At 65.9% G+C, this 19,676-nt stretch carries 18 protein-coding genes; 14 read left to right on the plus strand and 4 right to left on the minus strand.

What is annotated here, in order from left to right; translation table 11 throughout:
- Positions 1–120: 120 nt before the first annotated feature.
- From NF551_RS07090 to NF551_RS07105, 4 genes are all read left to right on the plus strand, one after another.
- Complete coding sequence (locus tag NF551_RS07090) at positions 121–2,862, plus strand: bifunctional acetate--CoA ligase family protein/GNAT family N-acetyltransferase (RefSeq protein WP_227897061.1); 2,742 nt, start codon at positions 121–123, stop codon at positions 2,860–2,862.
- Positions 2,863–2,938: 76 nt separating this feature from the next.
- The gene (locus tag NF551_RS07095) at positions 2,939–3,610 is read left to right on the plus strand and encodes a DUF5998 family protein (protein WP_227897059.1); all 672 of its coding nucleotides are present in this window, start codon (positions 2,939–2,941) and stop codon (positions 3,608–3,610) included.
- Between the two features lie 5 nt (positions 3,611–3,615).
- Positions 3,616–4,797 (plus strand): alkaline phosphatase family protein, encoded by a 1,182-nt coding sequence (locus tag NF551_RS07100; protein ID WP_227897058.1) that lies wholly within the window; start codon positions 3,616–3,618, stop codon positions 4,795–4,797.
- 3 nt (positions 4,798–4,800) lie between these two features.
- Positions 4,801–5,517, plus strand: coding sequence for a thymidine kinase (locus NF551_RS07105; RefSeq protein WP_227897055.1), 717 nt, complete (start codon positions 4,801–4,803; stop codon positions 5,515–5,517).
- A 12-nt stretch (positions 5,518–5,529) separates the two neighbouring features.
- Here NF551_RS07105 and sepH read toward each other — a convergent pair whose 3' ends face one another.
- Positions 5,530–6,765 carry a septation protein SepH gene (gene sepH, locus NF551_RS07110; protein ID WP_227897052.1) on the minus strand — a complete coding sequence of 412 codons (1,236 nt, stop codon included), beginning with the start codon at positions 6,763–6,765 and terminating at the stop codon, positions 5,530–5,532.
- A gap of 324 nt (positions 6,766–7,089) precedes the next feature.
- Between sepH and NF551_RS07115 the strand changes: the two genes are divergently transcribed.
- Entirely contained in the window at positions 7,090–7,389 is a 300-nt protein-coding gene (locus tag NF551_RS07115) for a DUF4193 domain-containing protein (protein WP_227897050.1), read from the plus strand.
- 8 nt (positions 7,390–7,397) lie between these two features.
- Here NF551_RS07115 and NF551_RS07120 read toward each other — a convergent pair whose 3' ends face one another.
- A complete protein-coding gene (locus NF551_RS07120; protein WP_227897049.1) occupies positions 7,398–7,871 on the minus strand; it encodes a DUF3093 domain-containing protein in 474 nt (157 codons plus the stop codon).
- A gap of 169 nt (positions 7,872–8,040) precedes the next feature.
- Here NF551_RS07120 and dut point away from each other — a divergent pair, with 169 nt between their 5' ends.
- From dut to NF551_RS07140, 4 genes are read left to right on the plus strand one after another with little or no spacing between them, the layout of a single operon-like run.
- Entirely contained in the window at positions 8,041–8,511 is a 471-nt protein-coding gene (dut, locus tag NF551_RS07125) for a dUTP diphosphatase (RefSeq protein WP_423722235.1), read from the plus strand.
- Between the two features lie 55 nt (positions 8,512–8,566).
- Complete coding sequence (locus NF551_RS07130; protein ID WP_227897048.1) at positions 8,567–9,274, plus strand: DUF3710 domain-containing protein; 708 nt, start codon at positions 8,567–8,569, stop codon at positions 9,272–9,274.
- 4 nt (positions 9,275–9,278) lie between these two features.
- Positions 9,279–9,620 (plus strand): hypothetical protein, encoded by a 342-nt coding sequence (locus NF551_RS07135; RefSeq protein ID WP_227897046.1) that lies wholly within the window; start codon positions 9,279–9,281, stop codon positions 9,618–9,620.
- A complete protein-coding gene (locus NF551_RS07140; protein WP_227897045.1) occupies positions 9,620–10,336 on the plus strand; it encodes a DUF3159 domain-containing protein in 717 nt (238 codons plus the stop codon). Before NF551_RS07135 ends, NF551_RS07140 begins: the two co-directional genes overlap by 1 nt.
- Here the strand turns inward: NF551_RS07140 and NF551_RS07145 are convergent.
- Positions 10,333–10,995 (minus strand): potassium channel family protein, encoded by a 663-nt coding sequence (locus tag NF551_RS07145; RefSeq protein WP_227897043.1) that lies wholly within the window; start codon positions 10,993–10,995, stop codon positions 10,333–10,335. The genes NF551_RS07140 and NF551_RS07145 overlap by 4 nt on opposite strands.
- On the minus strand, positions 10,992–11,666 hold the full coding sequence (locus NF551_RS07150) for a potassium channel family protein (RefSeq protein ID WP_227897042.1): 675 nt from the start codon (positions 11,664–11,666) through the stop codon (positions 10,992–10,994). Before NF551_RS07150 ends, NF551_RS07145 begins: the two co-directional genes overlap by 4 nt.
- A 139-nt stretch (positions 11,667–11,805) precedes the next feature.
- Between NF551_RS07150 and NF551_RS07155 the strand changes: the two genes are divergently transcribed.
- The 5 genes from NF551_RS07155 (at position 11,806) to NF551_RS07175 (ending at position 19,669) form a co-directional block, all read left to right on the plus strand.
- A complete protein-coding gene (locus tag NF551_RS07155; protein ID WP_227897040.1) occupies positions 11,806–13,161 on the plus strand; it encodes a class I SAM-dependent RNA methyltransferase in 1,356 nt (451 codons plus the stop codon).
- A gap of 275 nt (positions 13,162–13,436) precedes the next feature.
- Positions 13,437–16,262: an aconitate hydratase gene (locus tag NF551_RS07160; RefSeq protein ID WP_227897037.1), complete on the plus strand. Its 2,826-nt coding sequence runs from the start codon at positions 13,437–13,439 to the stop codon at positions 16,260–16,262.
- Positions 16,263–16,435: 173 nt separating this feature from the next.
- Positions 16,436–18,409, plus strand: a complete 1,974-nt coding sequence (gene dxs / locus NF551_RS07165; RefSeq protein ID WP_227897036.1) for a 1-deoxy-D-xylulose-5-phosphate synthase — start codon at positions 16,436–16,438, stop codon at positions 18,407–18,409.
- A gap of 40 nt (positions 18,410–18,449) precedes the next feature.
- A complete protein-coding gene (locus NF551_RS07170; RefSeq protein ID WP_227897034.1) occupies positions 18,450–19,301 on the plus strand; it encodes an SDR family oxidoreductase in 852 nt (283 codons plus the stop codon).
- Positions 19,302–19,354: 53 nt separating this feature from the next.
- The gene (locus NF551_RS07175; protein ID WP_227897033.1) at positions 19,355–19,669 is read left to right on the plus strand and encodes a hypothetical protein; all 315 of its coding nucleotides are present in this window, start codon (positions 19,355–19,357) and stop codon (positions 19,667–19,669) included.
- Positions 19,670–19,676 lie beyond the last annotated feature (7 nt).

Raw genomic sequence — 19,676 nt, forward strand, 5'->3', positions numbered from 1 at the left:
TGTGGTTGTCGGAGTCTGTCGGGCGTTTGTCAGGAGTAATCAGGAACCAGCCGGAAGCCAGGTTGTGATTCGAACCAGTGTCGGTGGCGGGTTTCCGGAGATTCCCACTAGGGTGAGTCTATGGCGGAGCAGGGACAATACCCCGAATATTGGGAAGCAGATGTCGTGTTGCGGGACGGCGGTACAGGACACCTCCGTCCGGTTTCGCCGGCCGATACCGAGGCGTTGCAGGCCTTCCACATGCGTCAGTCCCAAAGCTCCATCTATCTTCGCTTCTTCACCTACAAGGCTAAACTGAGCAGCCGCGAGCTTAAGCGCTTTACCAACGTCGATTACCGGGACCGGGTTGCGTTTGTGATCACACTCGGCTCCGAAATCGTGGGAATCGGCCGCTACGACAGGCTCGATGACCCCACCGAGGCCGAAGTAGCGTTCAACATTTCGGATGACCACCAGGGCCGCGGGATCGGATCGATCCTGCTCGAACACCTCGCCGCCGCAGCCCGCGAGAACGGCATCCGCCGCTTCAGCGCCGAGGTGCTGCCCGAAAACCGCAAGATGCTCAGTGTCTTCGCTGATGCCGGCTACGAGGTCCGCCGTGCCTTTGACGACGGCGTCATCGCCCTGGATTTCGATATCGATCCCACGGACAAGTCACGCGCCGTGATGGAATCACGGGAGCACCGCGCCGAGGCGCGCAGCGTTGCCGACCTGCTGGCGCCGTCGTCGATTGCCGTCATTGGCGCGAGCCGCGAATGGGGTTCGATCGGCTACCAGCTGATGGAGCACATTGTGGAGGGCGGGTTCACGGGGTCCGTGTACGCGGTGAATCCCGAAGCATTCGAACTTGCCGGGATGGTCTCCTACGGCAGGATTTCCGAGGTTCCGAAGCCCGTTTCCCTGGCCGTGATCGCCGTGCCCTATGAACAGGTGCTCGAGGTAGCGGATGAATGTGCCGCTGCGGGAGTGAAGCACCTGCTGGTGGTCAGCGCAGGGTTTGCCGACGGCGAGGCGGGCCTGGCCCGCCAGCGCACCCTGGTGCGCCAAGCCCGCGCCAACGGCATGCGCGTGGTGGGCCCCGCGTCCCTGGGCCTGATCAACACGCGCCCGGATATTTCCCTGAATGCCTCCATGGCTCCGGTGATGCCGCGGCGCGGCGGCCTGGGCCTGTTCAGCCAGTCAGCCGCCATCGGGGTGCTGCTCTATGCGGCAGCCCAGCGCCGGCAGCTGGGGCTGTCCTCCACGATTTCGGCTGGAAACAGGGCGGATGTGTCCGGCAACGACGCCATGCAGTACTGGGAGGACGACGCCGACACCCGGGTTGTGGGCCTGTACCTGGAGTCCGTGGGCAATCCCCGTAAGTTCTCCCGGATTGCCCGGCGCCTCGCGAGCATCAAACCGGTGATCGTCGCCAAGTCCGATGTCACGGGACTCCAGTTGCCGCCGGGCCACTCCGTGCGGATCACCCAGGCTCCGCAGGGCGCCCTCGATGCCATGCTGCGCCAGTCCGGGGTTATCCGGGTGGACACCAACGAACAGCTCATGGACGTTGCGCAGATAGCCTGCAGCCAGCCCCTTCCCCGGGGCAAGGGCCTGGCCATCCTCAGCAATTCCGCGGCCCTGGGACGGGTCCTGGCTGATGCTGCGGGAACCCTGGACCTTGAAATCGTCCACCTGCGGACCGACCTCACCCTGGACAGCGGCATGAGCGTGGCCCTGCCGGTGCTGAGGGAAGCGGTCGCCAAGGCACTGGCTGATGAAGCAGTGCACTCCGCCGTCGTCACGCTGCTGCCCTCGCCGGGCCTGACCAATGACCACATTGCCCAGACCCTGCTTGACTCTGCCGATGAGGCCGGCAAACCGGTCGTCGCGGTCTTCACCGGGATCATGGACCCGGCGCAGCAGGCCGAGGGGGTCCTGGCGGTCCGCACGCCGAATGCCTCGGAAGCGCAGCAGGCACAGGTGCCGGAGGCCGAGGGGGAGCCCGCAGCGGAGCGGCCGTCCGGACTGCCGTGCTTTTCGAGTCCGGGAGCTGCCGTGAGCGCGCTGGCCTCGGTGGTGCGCTACACCGAGTGGGCGGGCCGGGAGCACGGCCATTTCACGATGCCCGCCGGGGTGGACACGGACGCCGCGCATGCCTTCGTCAGCGCCCAGATGGCCCGGGTGGCCAACACGGAACTGCTGCGCCTTGGGCCCGGCGAAACTGCTGAGCTGCTGGGCTATTACGGCATCAAGCTGCTCCCGTCCCTTCCCTTCCGGACCGAAGACGAGGCCGTTGAAGCCGCTGACCAGCTGGGCTGGCCGGTGGTGGTAAAGACCATGGATGAGACCCTGCGCCACCGGCTTGACCTGGGCGGGGTGCGGTTGAACATCGCCTCGGAGCAGTCGCTGCGCAGCAATATTTCCGAGATGCGTTCGGCCCTTGAGCCCTACGGCCGGTTCGAGCTCGAGGTGCAGTCCATGGCTCCATCCGGTCAGGGTTGCGTCCTGCGGGCCATCGAAGACCCGCTGCTGGGCCCCGTCCTGTCCTTCGGCATCGCCGGAGACGCCGTGAACCTGCTCGATGACTGGGCGCACGGCATTCCGCCGCTCACCGACGTCGACATTGCCGACCTGGTCCGGGCGCCCCGCGCCTCCCGCCGGCTGTTTGGCTACCAGGGCCTGCCCCGGGTCGACGTCGCAGCCCTGGAGGACGTCGTCGCCAGGCTGGCCCTGCTCAAGGACGAACACCCCGAGATTGCGCTGGTGGACATTAACCCGGTGCTGGTCTCCGTGCAGGGCGTTACGGTCCTCAGCGCGGACATCCGGCTGGGCAACCCGCAGCAGCGCACGGACAGTGCCCGCCGGGCGCTCCGGGACTAACCGCCGCACCACTTGCCCGGGTTGGTTCCGCGCGCCTTTTTAGGTGCTCGGGGCCGGTCTGGGGGAAACTGGAACCATGTCGCCGCTACTTTCAGCAGAACGCCGCAGCCTTGACGCCTCAATCGAACGTGCCGGCTTCTACCCCACACTCCTCGCCGATGTGGTGCACGATGCCCTCGACGGCCGCGAACCCCTGTCACACCTGATCCATCTTGAAACCCACTTCGACCGCACCGAGGTCCACCGGCACATCACCGTGCTGGTGCTCACCGACGACATGCTGGTGATCACCCATGTGGACGACCAGCAGCTGGACGAAGAGGGCGAGCAGATGATGGCCCAGGTCTCCACGGAGTCCGTACCCGTGACGCAGATCCGCTCTGTCGTGCTGGGGTACATGTACTCCCAGCCGCAGAACTACAAGCCGTCCGACCAGGCCCGGGAACTGACCCTGGCCATCGCGTGGTCCGGCGGCCAGCGGCTGGACATGGGTCCGGCCGGCTGTGCGGATCCCCAGTGCGAGGCTGACCACGGTTACACCGGCACCATCGCCCAGGAAGACATCGTCCTGCGGGTCAGCGCCGAAGCCGACGGAATCCAGGCAGTACAGAATGCCAAGGCCTTTGCCCGCGCGCTGCGCAAGGTCAACACCGACACCATCAACATGCGCACGCTGGACACGGCCGTCGACCGGCAGCGCATGCCCGGCATCGGCAGCCGGTTCAACCGCGGACATCACCAGCGGTAAGGGGCATGGAGTCCGCATCCGCTCCCGCTGAACCGCTGCCCAAAGCCCCCGGCTACGGGCAAAGTTCCGTTGCTGAGGTCCTCACCAGCGCCGCGGCCGCCCTGCAGGTTCCCGGGTTCGCCAATACGTTGGAGCTTCCCCCGGCCCGCCGCGTCTGCGTGGTCATGGTGGACGGTCTCGGCCGCAGCCTGCTCAAACAGCGGGCCGGCCATGCGCCGTATCTGCGCTCCCTGTTGGACTCCGGCCGGACCCTGACGGCGGCCTTTCCGACCACGACGGCGGCCTCCCTGGCATCCTTCGGTACCGGACTGGCCCCGGGCCAGCACGGCATGGTGGGCTACGACGTCTTCGATCCGGGCCAGGACAAAGTAGTGAACATGCTCGGCAACTGGGATGCCGGCGTAGACCCAGTACAGTGGCAGCCCTTTCCCACAGTGCTGGAGCGAGCGGCCGAACACCTCCCGGTGACCACTGTCAGCCTGCCGCGCTTCGCTGATTCGGCCATGACGAAAGCGGCCCTGCGCGGCGGGTCCTACGTCTCCGGAACGGGGATCCACGCACGGGTCCAGGCAGCGGCAGAAAAGCTCGGCTCCGAGAAGCGCATGCTGATGTACTTCTACTTCAATGAGCTGGACAAGACCGGCCACCGCTACGGGGCCCAGTCCTCCGAGTGGGGCGGCACGCTGGAAGAAATCGATTCTGCCCTCAAACGCTTCACGTCCAAGCTGCCTGCGGACACGCTGGTGCTGCTGACCGCCGACCACGGCATGGTGGACGCCGCGCCGCAGGACCGGATCGACTTCGCAGCCGACCCCGCACTCGTGGACGGCGTGCGCCATACGGCGGGCGATCCCCGGATGGTGCAGCTGCACGTGGAGCCGGATGCCCCGGCCGGGACGGTGGACCGGCTCGCTGCCGCCTGGCAGAAGTCCTTTGGGAGCCGCGCCTGGATCCTGACCCGGGCCCAGGCCGTGGAAGCCGGACTGTTCGGTCCCGTGCGCCCAGAGGTCCTGCCGCGGATCGGCGACCTGCTGATAGCCGCACGCGAACCGATTGCCCTGTACGACACCCGGCGGGCCAGCCCGTCAGCCCTGCAAATGGTGGGCCAGCACGGCTCCCTGACACGTGCCGAGCGCGAAGTCCCGCTCCTGACGCTGGCCCGGCCGGCTAAGGGCGGGCGGAAATAGGTTATGGCTGAGCTCGTCTTCTTTTCCGGAACCATGGACTGCGGCAAGTCCACGCTGGCCCTCCAGATGGACTACAACCACAGTGCCCGCGGCCGCGGAGGAATCCTTTTCAGCCGCAACGACCGTGCCGGCAACTCCATGATCTCCAGCCGGCTGGGCCTGAAGACCCGCGCCGTCGAGGTGCGGGACAGCACCGACTTCTGGGACGAAGTCAGCGGCCGCCTCGGCACGGGGGAGCGGGTTGACTACCTGATCTGCGATGAAGCCCAGTTCTACAGCGAAGAGCAGGTAGAGCAGCTGGCCCGGATCGTCGACGAAATGGGGATTGACGTCTTCGCGTTCGGCATCGCCACCGATTTCCGTACGCGGCTCTTCCCCGGGTCGCGGCGGCTGATCGAACTTGCCGACCGGATTGAGGTGCTGCAGGTACGTGCGCTCTGCTGGTGCGGCAGGCGCGCCACGCACAATGCCCGGACGGTAGACGGTGTGATGGTCGTGACCGGGGACCAGGTCGTTGTGGGCGATGTGGACAAGCGCTCAGCGGAGCCGGGCCCCGAGGCCTTGTTCGCTCCGGAGGAAGCAGGAGCGCTGCCCGTTGTAGGGTACGAGACACTCTGCCGCCGCCACTACATGCGCAGGATGGGTGCCCAGCAGGCCGCACGCACCGCCGGTATGGGCGAGGATCCCGACATTTGCGCCGTGGACGTTCCCCGCAGGTAGCGTGCCCGGGTGCTAGTCGCCCTTGGTGCCGAAGACGATTTCGTCCCAGCTGGGCACCGAGGACCGCTTGGGCTTGATTCGGCGTTCGGTAATGGGTTCCTTGGCCTCGGGTGCTGCTTCCGGGTCTTTCTCCGAAGGGGCCTCGCGGGGCGGATCCGTCTTTTCCGGCGTGTCACGGCGTGAGCCGCGCAGCGGCCGGGCCAGGATGCTGATCTCACGGGTGGAAGAACTGATGCCCTCATCCAGGTGCAGGGGATCCGCGGCTCCCGCGGGCGTTTCGTCAGCGGAATCGTCGTCTTCCCCGGCATCTTCGACTGCTGCCGGAGCCAGGGTCAGGCGCCCGGTGCGCGGACGCGAGGGTGCCTCGTCTTCGAGTTCTGCCTGTCCGTCCCGCGGATGAGCAGCGGGAATGCTGCCCTTGGCCAGCAGTGCTGCCAGGGCGTCGTCTCCGTCTTCGTCCGTGCCGAGCCGCTGCCCGCGGCGTGAGCGCAGCACGTTCAACAGCTCATCGGTTTCTTCCTCGGAGACGTTTTCCGGTTCCTCGGGCGCCGTGTCGATCTCGAAGTCGAAGACACGGTCCGCGACGGCGGAGAGCCGGCGTGCGGGGACAGGGGAGTCGACCGGAGCAAGTTCGCTGAGCAGCTGGGCCCACCGGTTGGCGTTCGTGACCTGGCGGCGCAGGGGGTTATAGGACCAGCGCGCGGGCGGTTCCTCCCCGACCGAGACGCGGGACTGCTCACCAAGGCTGAACCGGGCCACTACATCCCAGGAACCTTCGGGGCGGCGCCAGGAGTCCCACTCGACGGTGTCAGGATCCACGCCGAAGGCACGGAGGCGGTGGATGACCATGTCTCCGAGGTTTACGGGGGAGTCGCCAAAAGCGGAGCGGTGGCTGTCCTGGGCTGCCGACATGGGGGCGGCAACTTCCACGGCCTGGGCCTGGCGGGCAATGTACTCGCGTTCGGCCAGCACCGGGCCTTCATAGCGGCGGATGTGCGCAAGGTCGTGTCCGGAGAGCTCTGCGACTTCTTCTGCGCTTGCTCCGGCACGGATGCGGGCCTGGATGTCGCGCGGAGTCATGGTCGGACCCGCTTCGGGTTCGCCGGGCTGTCCTGCCCGCCGTGCGGGCTTGGAAGCGGCAACACGCAGGGCTTCGTCAATGCGAAGACGGAAGGTTTCTCCGCCCCGTCCGCTCAGCAGCAGATGTTCGCCGCCCTCATGGATACCCACGAGCCGTAGATCCTGCATGAAAAAATCCTCGCTATCGATAGCAACTCCTTGTTGAAACAATGCCATCCTGGCCCGTGAAATCCTACCGTTTGGCCCGGTGTGGCGCGGATCCGGGACCCGTGACGGCATGATTCTCGAACCTGCCGGGAGCGCTGCGGAACCGCGGCTGTGGCTAATTCACCGAAAGTGGATAAAATCTTTCTTCGGCGGGCACAAACCGGGCGTCCGCGGCGTTGATTACTCCGAGCCGCACTCCTGCTGCCCGGACCATGAATCCGCACAGCCCGGCGGCGGCCGGCATTGCCCGTGCAGTACCAACACCGATGGTGAGAGATAAAGATTATGGCGACAGATTACGACGCGCCGCGCAAGGCCGACGAGGAAGCCAGCGAAGAATCGATCGATGAGCTGAAGACCCGCCGGACCAACACCCAGTCCGCCGTCGTGGATGAGGATGAGGCGGAAGCGGCGGACAGCTTCGAACTGCCCGGAGCGGACCTCTCCGGCGAAGAACTGATGGTGCGGGTGCTCCCCGCGCAGTCAGATGAATTCACCTGTGCGTCCTGCTTCCTGGTCCGCCACAGGTCGCAGATCGCCAAGGAAAAGGACGGCCTCTACTACTGCGTGGACTGCGAGGGCTGACCCCCGGGTCAGCGGGAGGTCTGCTGCAGTGCCTCGACCAGCTTCTCGGGGTGGCGTGTGGAGGTGAGCCAGTACGGCGTGCGGTCTGCCGGATCGGTGATCTCGATCTTCACGACCGGGCTGATCCAGCCGCGGATGCACAGGTACGCCGTCGCGTTCATCGCCGGTCCGCGCTGCTGTGTGGCGTCCTCCCCGCGGAAGCCGGCCACCTCGCCGATCCAGCGGCGTTCAATCTCCGCGCGCCCCACCTGCAGGGTCTCGGGCGTGACGCGGATGCGCGGCGTGGACATCAGCAGCAGGGCAGCCAGCACCAGTGCCGCCACAATGGCCACCACAATCCCGACGGTCAGGCTGATGGGGATGAAGGCCAGGACAAACGTTCCGGAGATGCCTGCAACCACCAGCCAGATCCACAGTGCCGGAAGCAGCCGCTCCGAATACAGGACAGTTTGGGACGGGGTCTGGGAAACGGGGCTCGACATACCTTCAGCTTCCCATCTTTGGGGTGCGTTTTCATCTTGGCATCCCGGCTGCCGGAGCCCGTGCGTGCCGGGACAACACACAACCGGCCACGCGCTAAAGTGGGGTTGGCACCGTATCAGGTGCTGTCTTTTTGCCATACCCACACCAAACGAAACCGCGGAGACCGTTGTGCAGGATGCAGTACCCAGCGTGAAAGTCCAGCTGAAAATGCTCGACGACGGGCTCGAAGCGCCGTCGTATGCACACCCCGGCGACGCCGGAGCGGACCTGCGTGCCCGGGAGGATGTCGAACTGGCGCCGGGAGAGAGGCGCCTGGTGCCCACGGGCGTTGCCATCGCCCTTCCGTTCGGCTTTGTTGCCCTGATCCATCCCCGGTCCGGACTGGCCACGAAGCACGGACTGACAATCGTCAACGCGCCGGGAACCGTGGACGCAGGCTACCGCGGTGAAATTTCCGTCACACTGTTAAATACCGATGTGTCGGAGCCGATCAAGCTCAAGCGCGGCGACCGGATTGCGCAGATGGTCATCCAGCGGGTGGAGACGGCTGAATTCAAGGCCGTGTCGGAGCTCTCCGATTCCGTCCGCGGAGCTGGCGGTTTCGGTTCCACCGGCGGATTCGGCACGGCACCGGCCTAGGCCGCACTATCCCGGGCTCACCGTCCGGCACCAGATCAGGAAAGAGGACCAGGCGATGGCATTTGGACGCCGCAGGAAAGACAGGGCGGAATCCGAATTCGTGCCCGAAGCAGAGAGCACGGACAACGGCGCCGAAGAGACAGCCGGCGGCCCGGAACACGGGCCCTTCGACGTGGCCGACCGTCCCTCGGAAGAGGGCTACGTTGACCTGGGTGCGCTCCGGATCGCTGCCACCCAGGGCCTTGCCCTCCGCCTGGAAGTCGAAGAGAAAACCAAGCGCGTGGTCGCCGTGACCCTTGACCTCGACGGTTCCAGCCTTCAGCTCCAGGCCTTTGCCGCTCCGAAGTCTGAAGGTCTCTGGGATGAAATCCGCAGCCAGATTGTGCAGTCTGTGTCCTCCCAGGGCGGCACCGCGGATGAGCTGACCGGACGGCTGGGAAGCGAACTGCTCGCCCGGGTCCCCGCACAGGCCAAGGACGGTTCCAAGGGCTACCGGGTTGCACGCTTTGTGGGTGTGGACGGGCCGCGGTGGTTCCTGCGCGGAGTCTTCGGCGGTCCGGCTGCCATGAACCCCGACGCCGCCGCGCCGCTGGAAGAGGTCTTCCGCAACGTCGTCGTGGTCCGCGGAGATGCTCCGCTGCCGCCGCGCGACCTGCTGCAGCTGACCCTGCCGCGCGACGCTTCTCCGCTGCCCCCACGCGGTGAGGACGCATCCAAGCCCGAGCCGCCGGAGCGCGGCCCGGAAATCACGACCATTGGCTAAGCGCATGCCTGCTGTTGCCGGTGCCTCTCCGAGACGGACGATCAGTGATCTTCCGGACCGCGGGCGGGTGCACAGCAGCGGCTACGTTGAGTCGGTGACCTTGGCTCCGGCCGACGATGCACCCCGGTTCACGGCTGTGCTGGATGAACTCAAGGGTGCCTACCGGGACCCCTCGGCGTCCCTGGCGCGGCGGCGTGTCCGGCTCATTTGGGTGGGCCAGCGGCGGATCCCCGGCATTGTTGCCGGAACGCAGGTTGCCTTCGAAGGCATGGTGAGCCCGGTCAACGGCATCCCCACGGTCTTCAACCCCCGCTACGAAATCATCGGACGTCCGGAAGGTGCGTAATGAACACGAGCCACGATTCATCAGGCGAAGGCCGCGGGGCGCCCGAGCCTTCGATGAGTGAGCTGGCCGGCGCGTATGCTGCCCGCTCCGGCGTCGAACGCGGCGAAGACGGCCAGATCGATGTCTTGAAATCCGTCGGCGGTATCCGCGGACTGGCTGAGGCCATCCTTCCCGGGCTCCTCTTCACGCTGCTCTACACCGTCACGCAGGGGCTTTATCTGTCCCTCGGCGCTGCGGTCGTGGCCGCCGGCGCGTTCGCCGTTGCCAACCTGATCCAGAAGCGTCCGCTGGTGCAGTCGCTGACGGGTGTCATCGGCGTCGCCATCTGTGCCGTCTTCGCTCTCCGGAGCGGCAGCGGCACCACCTACTTCCTTCCCGGCTTTTACCTGAACGGCGCCTACATCCTGGCGTTCGTGGTCTCGGTGGCCGTGAAGTGGCCCGTAGCCGGGCTGCTGTTCGGGTTCATCCGGGGCGAGAACCTGTCCTGGCGCAGCGAGAAGAAGCGGCTGCGTGCCTATTCCCTGGCCACCTGGATCATCATCTCGGTATTTGCCCTGCGCCTGGCCGTGCAGCTGCCCCTTTACCTGGCTGACAACGTCGCGGCACTGGGCACGATGCGCCTGGCGATGGGCGTTCCGCTGTACGCGCTGGGCCTGTGGCTGGCATGGATGGTCTCCCGTCCGCTGCCTGCCAGGAGCGCGGAGCCCGCAGCCTAGGACGACGGCGCCAGCAGCTCCCGCAGCTCGTCTTCCGCTGCGATGGTGGTGACGAAGAAGAGCTCGTCTCCACCCTCGATCACGTCGTCGCTGCTGGGGGTGATCGGTGCGTCGTCGCGCAGGATCGCGACCAGGGTCGAGTCCTGGGGCCAAGGGACCGATCCGACCCGGGCTCCCGCCATGGGAGACGCTGCAGGAACCGTGAACTCGACCATCGAGGAAACTCCGGTCTGCAGGGTCAGCAGCCGGACCAGGTCGCCGACCTCCACGGCTTCCTCCACCAGGGCAGTCATCAGGCGCGGCGTATTCACGGCGACATCCACGCCCCAGGAGTCGTCGAACATCCAGTCGTTCTTCGGGTTGTTGACCCGCCCCACCGTCCGCGCGACACCGAATTCGGTCTTGGCGAGCAGGGAGACCACCAGGTTCACCTTGTCATCGCCGGTAGCGGAGACCATCACATCGGCTTCGTCGAGCTTGGCGTCCTTCAGGGTGGTGAGTTCACAGGCGTCACCGATCAGCCACCGGGCACCGCCGAGCCCGCTGCGGCCCACAGTCTCGGGTTTCTCGTCGATGAGGAGCACGTCATGCCCGTGCGAAAGCAGCTCCTTGGCGATCGAGGAGCCCACGGACCCTGCGCCGGCAATGACGACTTTCACTGGTTCTCCTTTACGGGCGGCTGGGACAGCACCCGGCTGATCTCAGCGGTGCGCTCGACGTTCATCATGGCGTGCAGGACGTCGCCCTGCTGGTAACTGGTGTCCGGCCGGGGAAGGATGCCTTCGCCGAAACGGGTCAAATACGCGATCCGGACACCGGCTGCAGTCTCCACGGCATGCAGGGGACGCCCCAGCCAGGAAGGGTCCAGCGCCAGTTCACCGAGAATGAGCCGGCCCGAGGATTCCCGGAAATCCCCGTTGATGCTCTGCTCGGGCAGGATCCGGCGCAGCACCTGGTCCGCGCTCCAGCGGACCGCCGCAACCGTGGGGATGCCCAGGCGCTGGTAGATTTCGGCACGCCCCGGGTCATAGATGCGTGCGACGACGTGGGGAACGTGGAAGGTCTCCCGCGCCACGCGGGTGGAGAGGATGTTGGAGTTGTCTCCGCTGGAAACCGCCGCAAAGGCGTAGGCCTCTTCGATGCCGGCCTGGGCCAGCGTGGTGCGGTCGAATCCGACTCCCGTGACCTGCCGCCCCGAGAACGTGGGCCGCAGCCGCCGGAACGCGCGCGGGTCCTGGTCAATGACGGCCACTGAGTGGCCTGCGTTATCCAGGGTGTGCGCCAGCATGGCACCGACCCTGCCGCATCCCATGATCACGTAATGGGCCACCTTGTTCCTACCTCTGTTCCCGGCGGGATCCGCCCGTCGCTGCCGTCCCGTTTTGGGCCAAGGGACAGCTTAGTCCTGCCCCGTCGTTAAAACGTGGTGTGATGGTGTTTTAGCATCAACACGGAAGTCCGAACGCATCATGCCCCAAAACACCCTCCCCCCTGAAGACTCCCAGTCCCTGGACCTTGAACTGCGCATCGGTCCCGCCGCCCACGGCGGGCACTTTGTTGCCCGGCATGAGGGACGTGTTGTTTTCGTCCGGCATGCGCTGCCCGGGGAGCTGGTGCGGGCCCGCCTGACCGAGGCGGGGGACAAGGCGAAGTTCTGGCGGGCGGATACCGTCGAGGTCCTTGAGGCGTCCCCGCACCGGGTGGAGCACTTCTGGGCTCCTGCCGATGCGCTGCGGGCAGGGGCGCGCGGCCGGCTCCCCGTCGGCGGCGCGGAGTTCGGCCACATAGCCCTTGAAGAGCAGCGCCGTATCAAGGCAGGGATCTTTGCCGAGCAGCTGCAGCGCCTGGGCGGGCTGCAGCGCGAGGTCACCGTCGAAGCCGCACCGGGGGAGGACGACGGCGGACTGGGCTGGCGCACGCGTGCCAGCTTCTCGGTCGCTCCGGGCGGCAAGCTGGCGATGCACCCGCACCGCTCCGATGAACTGATCCCCGTCCAGGAAATGCCGCTGGCCACCGGCGCCATCAATTCCCTGAAGCTGTGGGACGTCGACTTTACCGGCACCGATCGGGTCGAGGTCGCCGCGCCGGCCGTTGGCGGGGCACCGCTGGTACTCCTCGTTCCTTCACCGGGTACGCATCCAAGGACGCTGGCCCGCATTGCATCCGACATTGGAACGGCTGCCGATCCGGGCGCCGGGGAAACAGTTTCCGTGGCAGCCTGGGATCCCGAATCCCACGACCTCACGCGGCTGCGCGGCCGGACCTGGGTCCGGGAGAACGCCGCCGGGCACGACTTCCGCGTCACCGGCGCCGGCTTCTGGCAGATCCACCGCAGCGCGCCCCTTGCCCTGACGTCCGCAGTCCGGGACGGACTCCAGATCCAGCCCGGGGAACGGGTGGCGGACCTGTTTGCAGGTGCCGGACTCTTTACCGCACCCCTGGCCGACGCTGCCGGGGAAACCGGCCATGTGCTCTCCGTGGAAGGTTCTCCGGGCGCCAGCAGGGATGCCCGCAAGAACCTGTTCTCCTCTCCCCAGGTGGAGGTGGCCCAAGGCCGCGTGGACAAGGTGCTGCGTACCCGTGAAGGCGGCTTCGACGTCGTGCTCCTGGACCCGCCGCGCGCCGGAGCCGGCCGCACCGTCGTCGAGCAGATTGATGCGGCATCGCCGCGGGCCATCGGCTACATCTCCTGCGACCCCGCGTCGTTCGCACGCGACCTGGCGTGGTTCCGCGAGGCCGGGTGGGAACTGGACGCACTGCGCGTTTTCGACCTCTATCCGCACACCCACCACATGGAGTCCTTCGCAGTGCTGCGCAAGCCGTAGCCGCGTCCGGGCCGGGATGTGGCGAGCGTAATGTCATGTCCCGGCGCGGTGCAAAGGCCCACGGAACCGGCATCCGGCTAGGATGGGGAGTAGTTGTCCGGCTCCGGGCCGCAGGGATCCCGATGAGGAGTATTTCCGCGGCAAGGGACCGTCCGCCCGGGGAATCACCCACCATTCTCCGGCCGGCCCTCTTCAGCCCTGTCAGTTAGGAAAACCTAACTAGCGTGCGGCGGATCACTGGACAAAGATAAAACGGTGGCGAGAGGAGTCCTGTTATGAGTAATGTGGACAGCTTCGGATCCAAAGGCGTCCTTGACGTCAACGGAAACGAATATGAAATTTTCCGGCTGAATTCCGTCGAAGGCGCCCAGAGCCTTCCGTTCAGCCTCAAGGTCCTGCTGGAGAACCTGCTGCGCACCGAAGACGGTGCCAACATCACTGCGGACCACGTCCGTGCCCTGGCCAAGTGGGATGCCAACGCAGAGCCCAGCACCGAAATCCAGTTCACGCCTGCCCGTGTGATCATGCAGGACTTCACCGGTGTTCCCTGCATCGTTGACCTTGCTACCATGCGTGAGGCCGTTGCCGATCTCGGCGGCGATCCCAAGCGCGTCAACCCGCTGGCTCCGGCGGAAATGGTCATCGACCACTCCGTGCAGATCGATGCCTTCGGCAACGCCGGCGCCCTTGAGCGCAACATGGAGATCGAATACCAGCGCAACGGCGAGCGTTACCAGTTCCTGCGCTGGGGCCAGACCGCGTTCGACGACTTCAAGGTTGTCCCCCCGGGCATGGGCATCGTCCACCAGGTCAACATCGAATACCTGGCCCGCACCGTCATGACCCGCGAGGTTGACGGCGTGCTGCGTGCCTACCCGGACACCTGCGTCGGCACAGACTCCCACACCACCATGGTCAACGGCCTGGGCGTGCTCGGCTGGGGCGTTGGCGGCATCGAAGCCGAAGCAGCCATGCTCGGCCAGCCTGTCTCCATGCTCATCCCGCGCGTCGTCGGCTTCAAGCTCACGGGTGAAATCCCCGCCGGCGCCACCGCCACTGACGTGGTCCTCACGATCACCGAAATGCTGCGCAAGCACGGCGTCGTCGGCAAGTTCGTGGAGTTCTACGGCGAAGGCGTTGCCTCCGTGCCGCTGGCCAACCGCGCCACGATCGGCAACATGAGCCCCGAGTTCGGTTCCACTGCCGCGATCTTCCCGATTGACGACGTGACCCTGGACTACCTGCGCCTGACCGGCCGCTCCGATGAGAACGTAGCCCTCGTCGAGGCCTACGCCAAGGAGCAGGGCCTCTGGCACGACCCGTCCAAGGAGATCAAGTACTCCGAGTACCTGGAACTGGACCTCTCCACCGTCGTTCCGTCGATCGCCGGCCCGAAGCGCCCGCAGGACCGCGTGGAGCTCACCAGCGCCAAGCAGCAGTTCCGTGCCGACCTGAAGAACTACGTGCACGAGACCGTCGATGCCGAGGACGGCACCGTGGACGAGGCGCTGGAGGAGACCTTCCCGGCTTCTGACGCACCGTCCTTCGCCGCAGGCAGCACCAAGATCCAGGACAAGGAGCACGACCTCGTCAAGAAGTCCGATGCTCCGGCGGAACGCTCCGTCAACAAGGTCCCCGTGACCATGGCTGACGGCCGCAGCTTCGAACTGGACCACGGTGCCGTGACGATCGCCTCGATCACGTCCTGCACCAACACGTCCAACCCCTCGGTGATGATGGCGGCTGCCGTGCTGGCACGCAACGCCGTCGAAAAGGGCCTCGTTGCCCAGCCGTGGGTCAAGACCTCCGTTGCCCCGGGCTCGAAGGTTGTCACGGACTACTACGAGAAGTCCGGCCTGATCCCGTACCTGGAGAAGCTTGGCTTCTTCGTGGTCGGCTACGGCTGCGCCACCTGCATCGGCAACTCCGGTCCGCTTGAAGAGGAAATCTCCGAAGCGATCAACGAAGCCGACCTCGCCGTCACCGCAGTGCTTTCGGGCAACCGCAACTTCGAAGGCCGCATCAACCCGGACGTGAAGATGAACTACCTGGCCTCCCCGCCGCTGGTAGTTGCCTACGCACTGGCCGGCACCATGGACTTCGACTTCGAGAACGATGCCCTGGGCCAGGACGCCGACGGCAACGACATCTTCCTGAAGGACATCTGGCCGAACCCGGTCGAGGTGCAGGAAATCATCGATGCCTCCATCGACAAGGAAATGTTCACCGACAGCTACGGCACCATCTTCGAAGGTGACGATCGGTGGAAGTCCCTCCCGACCCCCGAAGGTGCAACCTTCGAATGGGATACGGAGTCCACGTACGTCCGGAAGCCCCCGTACTTCGAAGGCATGAAGGCACAGCCCGAGCCCGTCGAGAACATCGAAGGCGCCCGCGTACTCCTGAAGCTGGGCGACTCGGTCACCACCGACCACATCTCCCCGGCAGGTTCCTTCAAGTCCGACACCCCGGCCGGCAAGTACCTGCTGGAGCACGGTGTTGCCCGCAAGGACTTCAACTCCTACGGTTCGCGCCGTGGAAACCACGAAGTCATGATCCGCGGCACCTTCGCCAACATCCGCATCAAGAACCAGCTGCTCGACGGCGTTGAAGGCGGCTTCACCCGCGACTTCAGCCAGGCCGACGCTCCGCAGGCTGCCGTTTACGATGCCGCGATGAATTACCAGGCTGCCGGCACCCCGCTGGTCGTCCTGGCCGGCAAGGAATACGGCTCCGGCTCCTCGCGTGACTGGGCCGCCAAGGGCACCGCACTGCTGGGCGTCAAGGCCGTCATCGCCGAGAGCTACGAGCGCATCCACCGCTCCAACCTCATTGGCATGGGCGTCCTTCCGCTGCAGTACCCGGCCGGCGTCAACGCCGAGTCTCTGGGCCTGACCGGCACCGAGACCTTCTCCGTCGAGGGCGTCACCGAGCTGAACAACGGCACCACCCCGAAGACCGTCAAGGTCACCGCGGTGCCGGAGTCCGGCGAAGCCATCACCTTCGATGCGGTCCTGCGCATCGATACCCCGGGTGAGGCTGACTACTACCGCAACGGCGGCATCCTGCAGTACGTACTCCGCCAGATCTCGGCGAAGTAGGCACAGCAGCCCGCTTGGGCTCAACGCCCCGTTTGTCCGTGTTCCGAGAAATCGGACCGGGGAAACGGGGCGTTTTGCGTTCCTGAGGAATCCTCCGGCCCTGCGCAGGCGTTAGAGTTAAACGTTGTGACGGTGCGTTTGCCCGTTGCCTATGACGCAAGGGAGGCGCCCTTTTGGGACTTCTGGAAACCATCCGTGATCCGCAGGACCTCAGCAAGCTGAGTGACGCGCAGCTCTCGGCACTGGCAGGGGAGATTCGTTCCTTCCTCATCACCAATGTTGCCCAGACCGGAGGGCATCTTGGCCCTAACCTCGGCGTCGTGGAACTGACCATGGGCATCCACCGGGTCTTCGACTCGCCCCGGGACAGCATCGTCTTTGACACGGGCCACCAGTCCTATGTCCACAAGATCCTCACCGGCCGGCAGGATTTCTCCACCCTGCGCCAGCAGGGCGGCCTGTCCGGTTATCCCTCACGGGCTGAATCCGTGCACGACATCGTGGAAAGCTCCCACGCTTCCTCCTCGCTGTCCTGGGCGGACGGCATCTCGCGTGCCCGGCAGCTCACCGGCGAAGGTGACCGGTACACCGTTGTCATGGTGGGCGACGGTGCCCTGACCGGGGGCATGGCGTGGGAAGCACTGAACAACATTGCCGCCGACCAGCGCAGGCGCGTAGTGATCGTCGTCAATGACAACGGCCGGTCCTACGCACCGACGATCGGCGGAGTTGCCGATTACCTCGCATCGCTGCGCCCGACCATCGACGCCGTACGCACGCACCAGATGTATGAGAACACCATGGACTGGTGGAAGGGGCGTCTGCAGAACGGGGGACCGGTCGGCCGCTTTGCCTACCACAGCCTCCATGCAGCCAAGAAGGGCGTCAAGGACTGGTGGGCACCCCAGGGCCTCTTCGAAGACCTGGGCATGAAGTACGTCGGACCGATCGACGGCCATGACCTGGCAGCGGTGGAGCAGGCGCTGGTCAAGGCCAAGAACTTCGGCGGACCGGTGATCGTGCACGCCATCACCGAAAAGGGCCACGGCTATGCCCCGGCCCGCGCCCATGTGGAGGACCAGTTCCACGCCGTCGGCGTCATTGACCCGGAGACGGGTGCGCCGGTTTCCGCCGGTGGAAAACAGTCCTGGACCTCTGTCTTCGCGACGGAAATCGCCGAGATTGCTGACGAGCGCAAGGACATTGTCGGCATTACCGGTGCCATGCTGATCCCGGTGGGACTGCACCGCATGGCCGAGAAGCATCCGGAACGGGTGTTCGACGTCGGCATCGCCGAGCAGCACGCCCTCACCTCTGCTGCCGGCATGGCCTATGGCGGCCTGCATCCCGTCGTCGCGCTTTACGCGACGTTCCTGAACCGTGCCTTTGACCAGTTGCTGATGGACATCGCGCTGCACAAAGCCGGCGTGACCATCGTGCTGGACCGTGCCGGTGTGACTGGACCCGACGGTGCCAGCCACCACGGCATGTGGGACATGTCCATGCTGCAGATCGTCCCCGGCCTGCACCTAGCCGCTCCGCGCGACGCCACGAGGCTGAAGGAGGAGCTGCGCGAGGCAGTCGCCATTTCCGATGCTCCCAGCGTGGTGCGTTTCTCCAAGGGAACCGTTGGACCCGATGTCGACGCCGAGGACAGCACCGAAGACGGCGTGGACATCCTGGCGCGGCGGCCTTCCGGCGACAGCCGCAACGACGTCCTGATCGTCAGCGTTGGCGCCATGGCCGAGATGGCACTTGACGTGGCTGACCGGCTGGGCGCGCAGGGCATCAGCTCCACCGTGGTTGACCCGCGCTGGGTACTGCCCGTCCCGCGTTCGATCATTCGGCTGGCCGCAGAGCACCGGATCGTCATTGTGATCGAGGACGGTGTGCGTGCCGGCGGGGTGGGTTCGCGGATCCGCCAGGAAATGCGCGCTGCCGGAGTGGACACTGCCCTGAACGAGGTGGGTCTGCCGGCCGAATTCCTGGACCACGGCACGCGTGCAGAGGTCCTGGAGCGGGTGGGACTGACCGCCCGCCAGGTGGCAAGCGACGTCGTCGGACAGGTGCTGGGCACCAAGGTTCCGTTTGCCCGGCCGCTTCCAGGGCAGCCGGCACCAACAGGACAGATTCCAAAGATCAAGTAGGCTCCGCGGCCCGGCGGGGCAAGGAAAGAAGGTGGCGTTCATGCCAAACGACCTCCCCGAACTCGCCGTCACCGGAGCCACCGGTGCGCTGGGCGGCATGGTGGCGCGCCTGCTGGCTGAAGCGGACGTTCCGCAGCGGCTCCTGGCGCGGCACACGGCCAGGATGCCGCATCTGCCCAACACTCCGGTTTTCGCCACGTCCTATGCGGACAGGGAGCATGCCGAGCGCGCGCTCCAGGGCGTGAAGACACTTTTCATGGTCTCCGCCGCGGAAAACCCGTACCGCGCCCAGGACCAGCGGACCTTTATCGACGCGGCGAAGGAGGCGGGCGTCCAGCACGTGGTCTACACGTCCTTCATGGGCGCGGCGCCCCATGACGTGTTCACCCTGGGGCGTGACCATTGGGACACCGAGGAGTACATCAAGGCGAACGGCCTGAAGTACACCTTCCTGAGGAACTGCTTCTACCAGGACATCCTGCCCTCCTTTGCAGGGCGCGACGGCGTCATCCGCGGCCCGGCTGCCGACGGAAAGTTCGCGCCGGTGGCACGCAGCGACGTCGCCCGTTCCGCCGCCCGGATCCTCACCTTCCCCCGGGAGCATGAGGACCGGATCTACACCCTCACCGGACCGCAGGCGATCACCATGGAACAGGTAGCCAAAATCCTGTCCCGCGTCACCGGGGAGGACATCACGTATCACGCCGAATCGCTGGATGAAGCAGTTGAGTCCCGGCGCCGTGCCGGAGCCAGTGACTGGCAGGCGGTGGCTTGGGCAACCAGTTATGCGGCCATTGCCACGGGTGAACTTTCCCAGGTGAGTGATGACGTCGCGTTGCTCACCGGGGTGGCTCCGCTGAGCTTCGAGGACCATTTGCTGCGCGAAGAATAAAGTTCAGCGGCGGCCTCTTCCCAATCGGCAGGTGCGTGCCTAGGGTCGAAAACATGGCACATACACCCGGGGATCGCGTTGAGGATTTCCTGCGCGAATGCACCATTACCGGTTTGGACGAGTCCGACGCGACGCCTGCCGCGGACCTGTACGGGATGTACATCATCTGGTGCGAACAGGCCGAGCTCGAACCGGTTTCGACGGCCCTGTTCTCCCGCCGGGTCAAGGCCAGCGGCATCCGGCCCACGCGCCGCCGCCGGGAGAACGTGTATGCAGGACTGCTGCCCACCGGGCCCGTCCCTGTCCAGTACATCCTGGAAACGGACAAACCGCCGAGCCCCAACGGGCTGAGTCTTTTCGGCGCCTAGCTTGTTG

Origin of the sequence: Arthrobacter caoxuetaonis (assembly GCF_023921125.1) — a bacterium.
GTDB lineage: Bacteria > Actinomycetota > Actinomycetes > Actinomycetales > Micrococcaceae > Arthrobacter_B > Arthrobacter_B caoxuetaonis.

What these genes read in the sequence shown, in the direction of transcription:
- NF551_RS07170 (WP_227897034.1), top strand. Translation starts at nt 18,450, where the DNA reads ATGCCAAACGACCTCCCCGAACTCGCCGTCACCGGAGCCACCGGTGCG.
- NF551_RS07100 (WP_227897058.1), top strand. Translation starts at nt 3,616, where the DNA reads ATGGAGTCCGCATCCGCTCCCGCTGAACCGCTGCCCAAAGCCCCCGGC.
- NF551_RS07160 (WP_227897037.1), top strand. Translation starts at nt 13,437, where the DNA reads ATGAGTAATGTGGACAGCTTCGGATCCAAAGGCGTCCTTGACGTCAAC.
- NF551_RS07120 (WP_227897049.1), bottom strand. Translation starts at nt 7,871, where the DNA reads ATGTCGAGCCCCGTTTCCCAGACCCCGTCCCAAACTGTCCTGTATTCG.
- NF551_RS07175 (WP_227897033.1), top strand. Translation starts at nt 19,355, where the DNA reads ATGGCACATACACCCGGGGATCGCGTTGAGGATTTCCTGCGCGAATGC.
- NF551_RS07095 (WP_227897059.1), top strand. Translation starts at nt 2,939, where the DNA reads ATGTCGCCGCTACTTTCAGCAGAACGCCGCAGCCTTGACGCCTCAATC.
- sepH (WP_227897052.1), bottom strand. Translation starts at nt 6,765, where the DNA reads ATGCAGGATCTACGGCTCGTGGGTATCCATGAGGGCGGCGAACATCTG.
- NF551_RS07155 (WP_227897040.1), top strand. Translation starts at nt 11,806, where the DNA reads ATGCCCCAAAACACCCTCCCCCCTGAAGACTCCCAGTCCCTGGACCTT.
- NF551_RS07135 (WP_227897046.1), top strand. Translation starts at nt 9,279, where the DNA reads ATGCCTGCTGTTGCCGGTGCCTCTCCGAGACGGACGATCAGTGATCTT.
- NF551_RS07090 (WP_227897061.1), top strand. Translation starts at nt 121, where the DNA reads ATGGCGGAGCAGGGACAATACCCCGAATATTGGGAAGCAGATGTCGTG.
- NF551_RS07115 (WP_227897050.1), top strand. Translation starts at nt 7,090, where the DNA reads ATGGCGACAGATTACGACGCGCCGCGCAAGGCCGACGAGGAAGCCAGC.
- NF551_RS07130 (WP_227897048.1), top strand. Translation starts at nt 8,567, where the DNA reads ATGGCATTTGGACGCCGCAGGAAAGACAGGGCGGAATCCGAATTCGTG.
- NF551_RS07105 (WP_227897055.1), top strand. Translation starts at nt 4,801, where the DNA reads ATGGCTGAGCTCGTCTTCTTTTCCGGAACCATGGACTGCGGCAAGTCC.
- NF551_RS07140 (WP_227897045.1), top strand. Translation starts at nt 9,620, where the DNA reads ATGAACACGAGCCACGATTCATCAGGCGAAGGCCGCGGGGCGCCCGAG.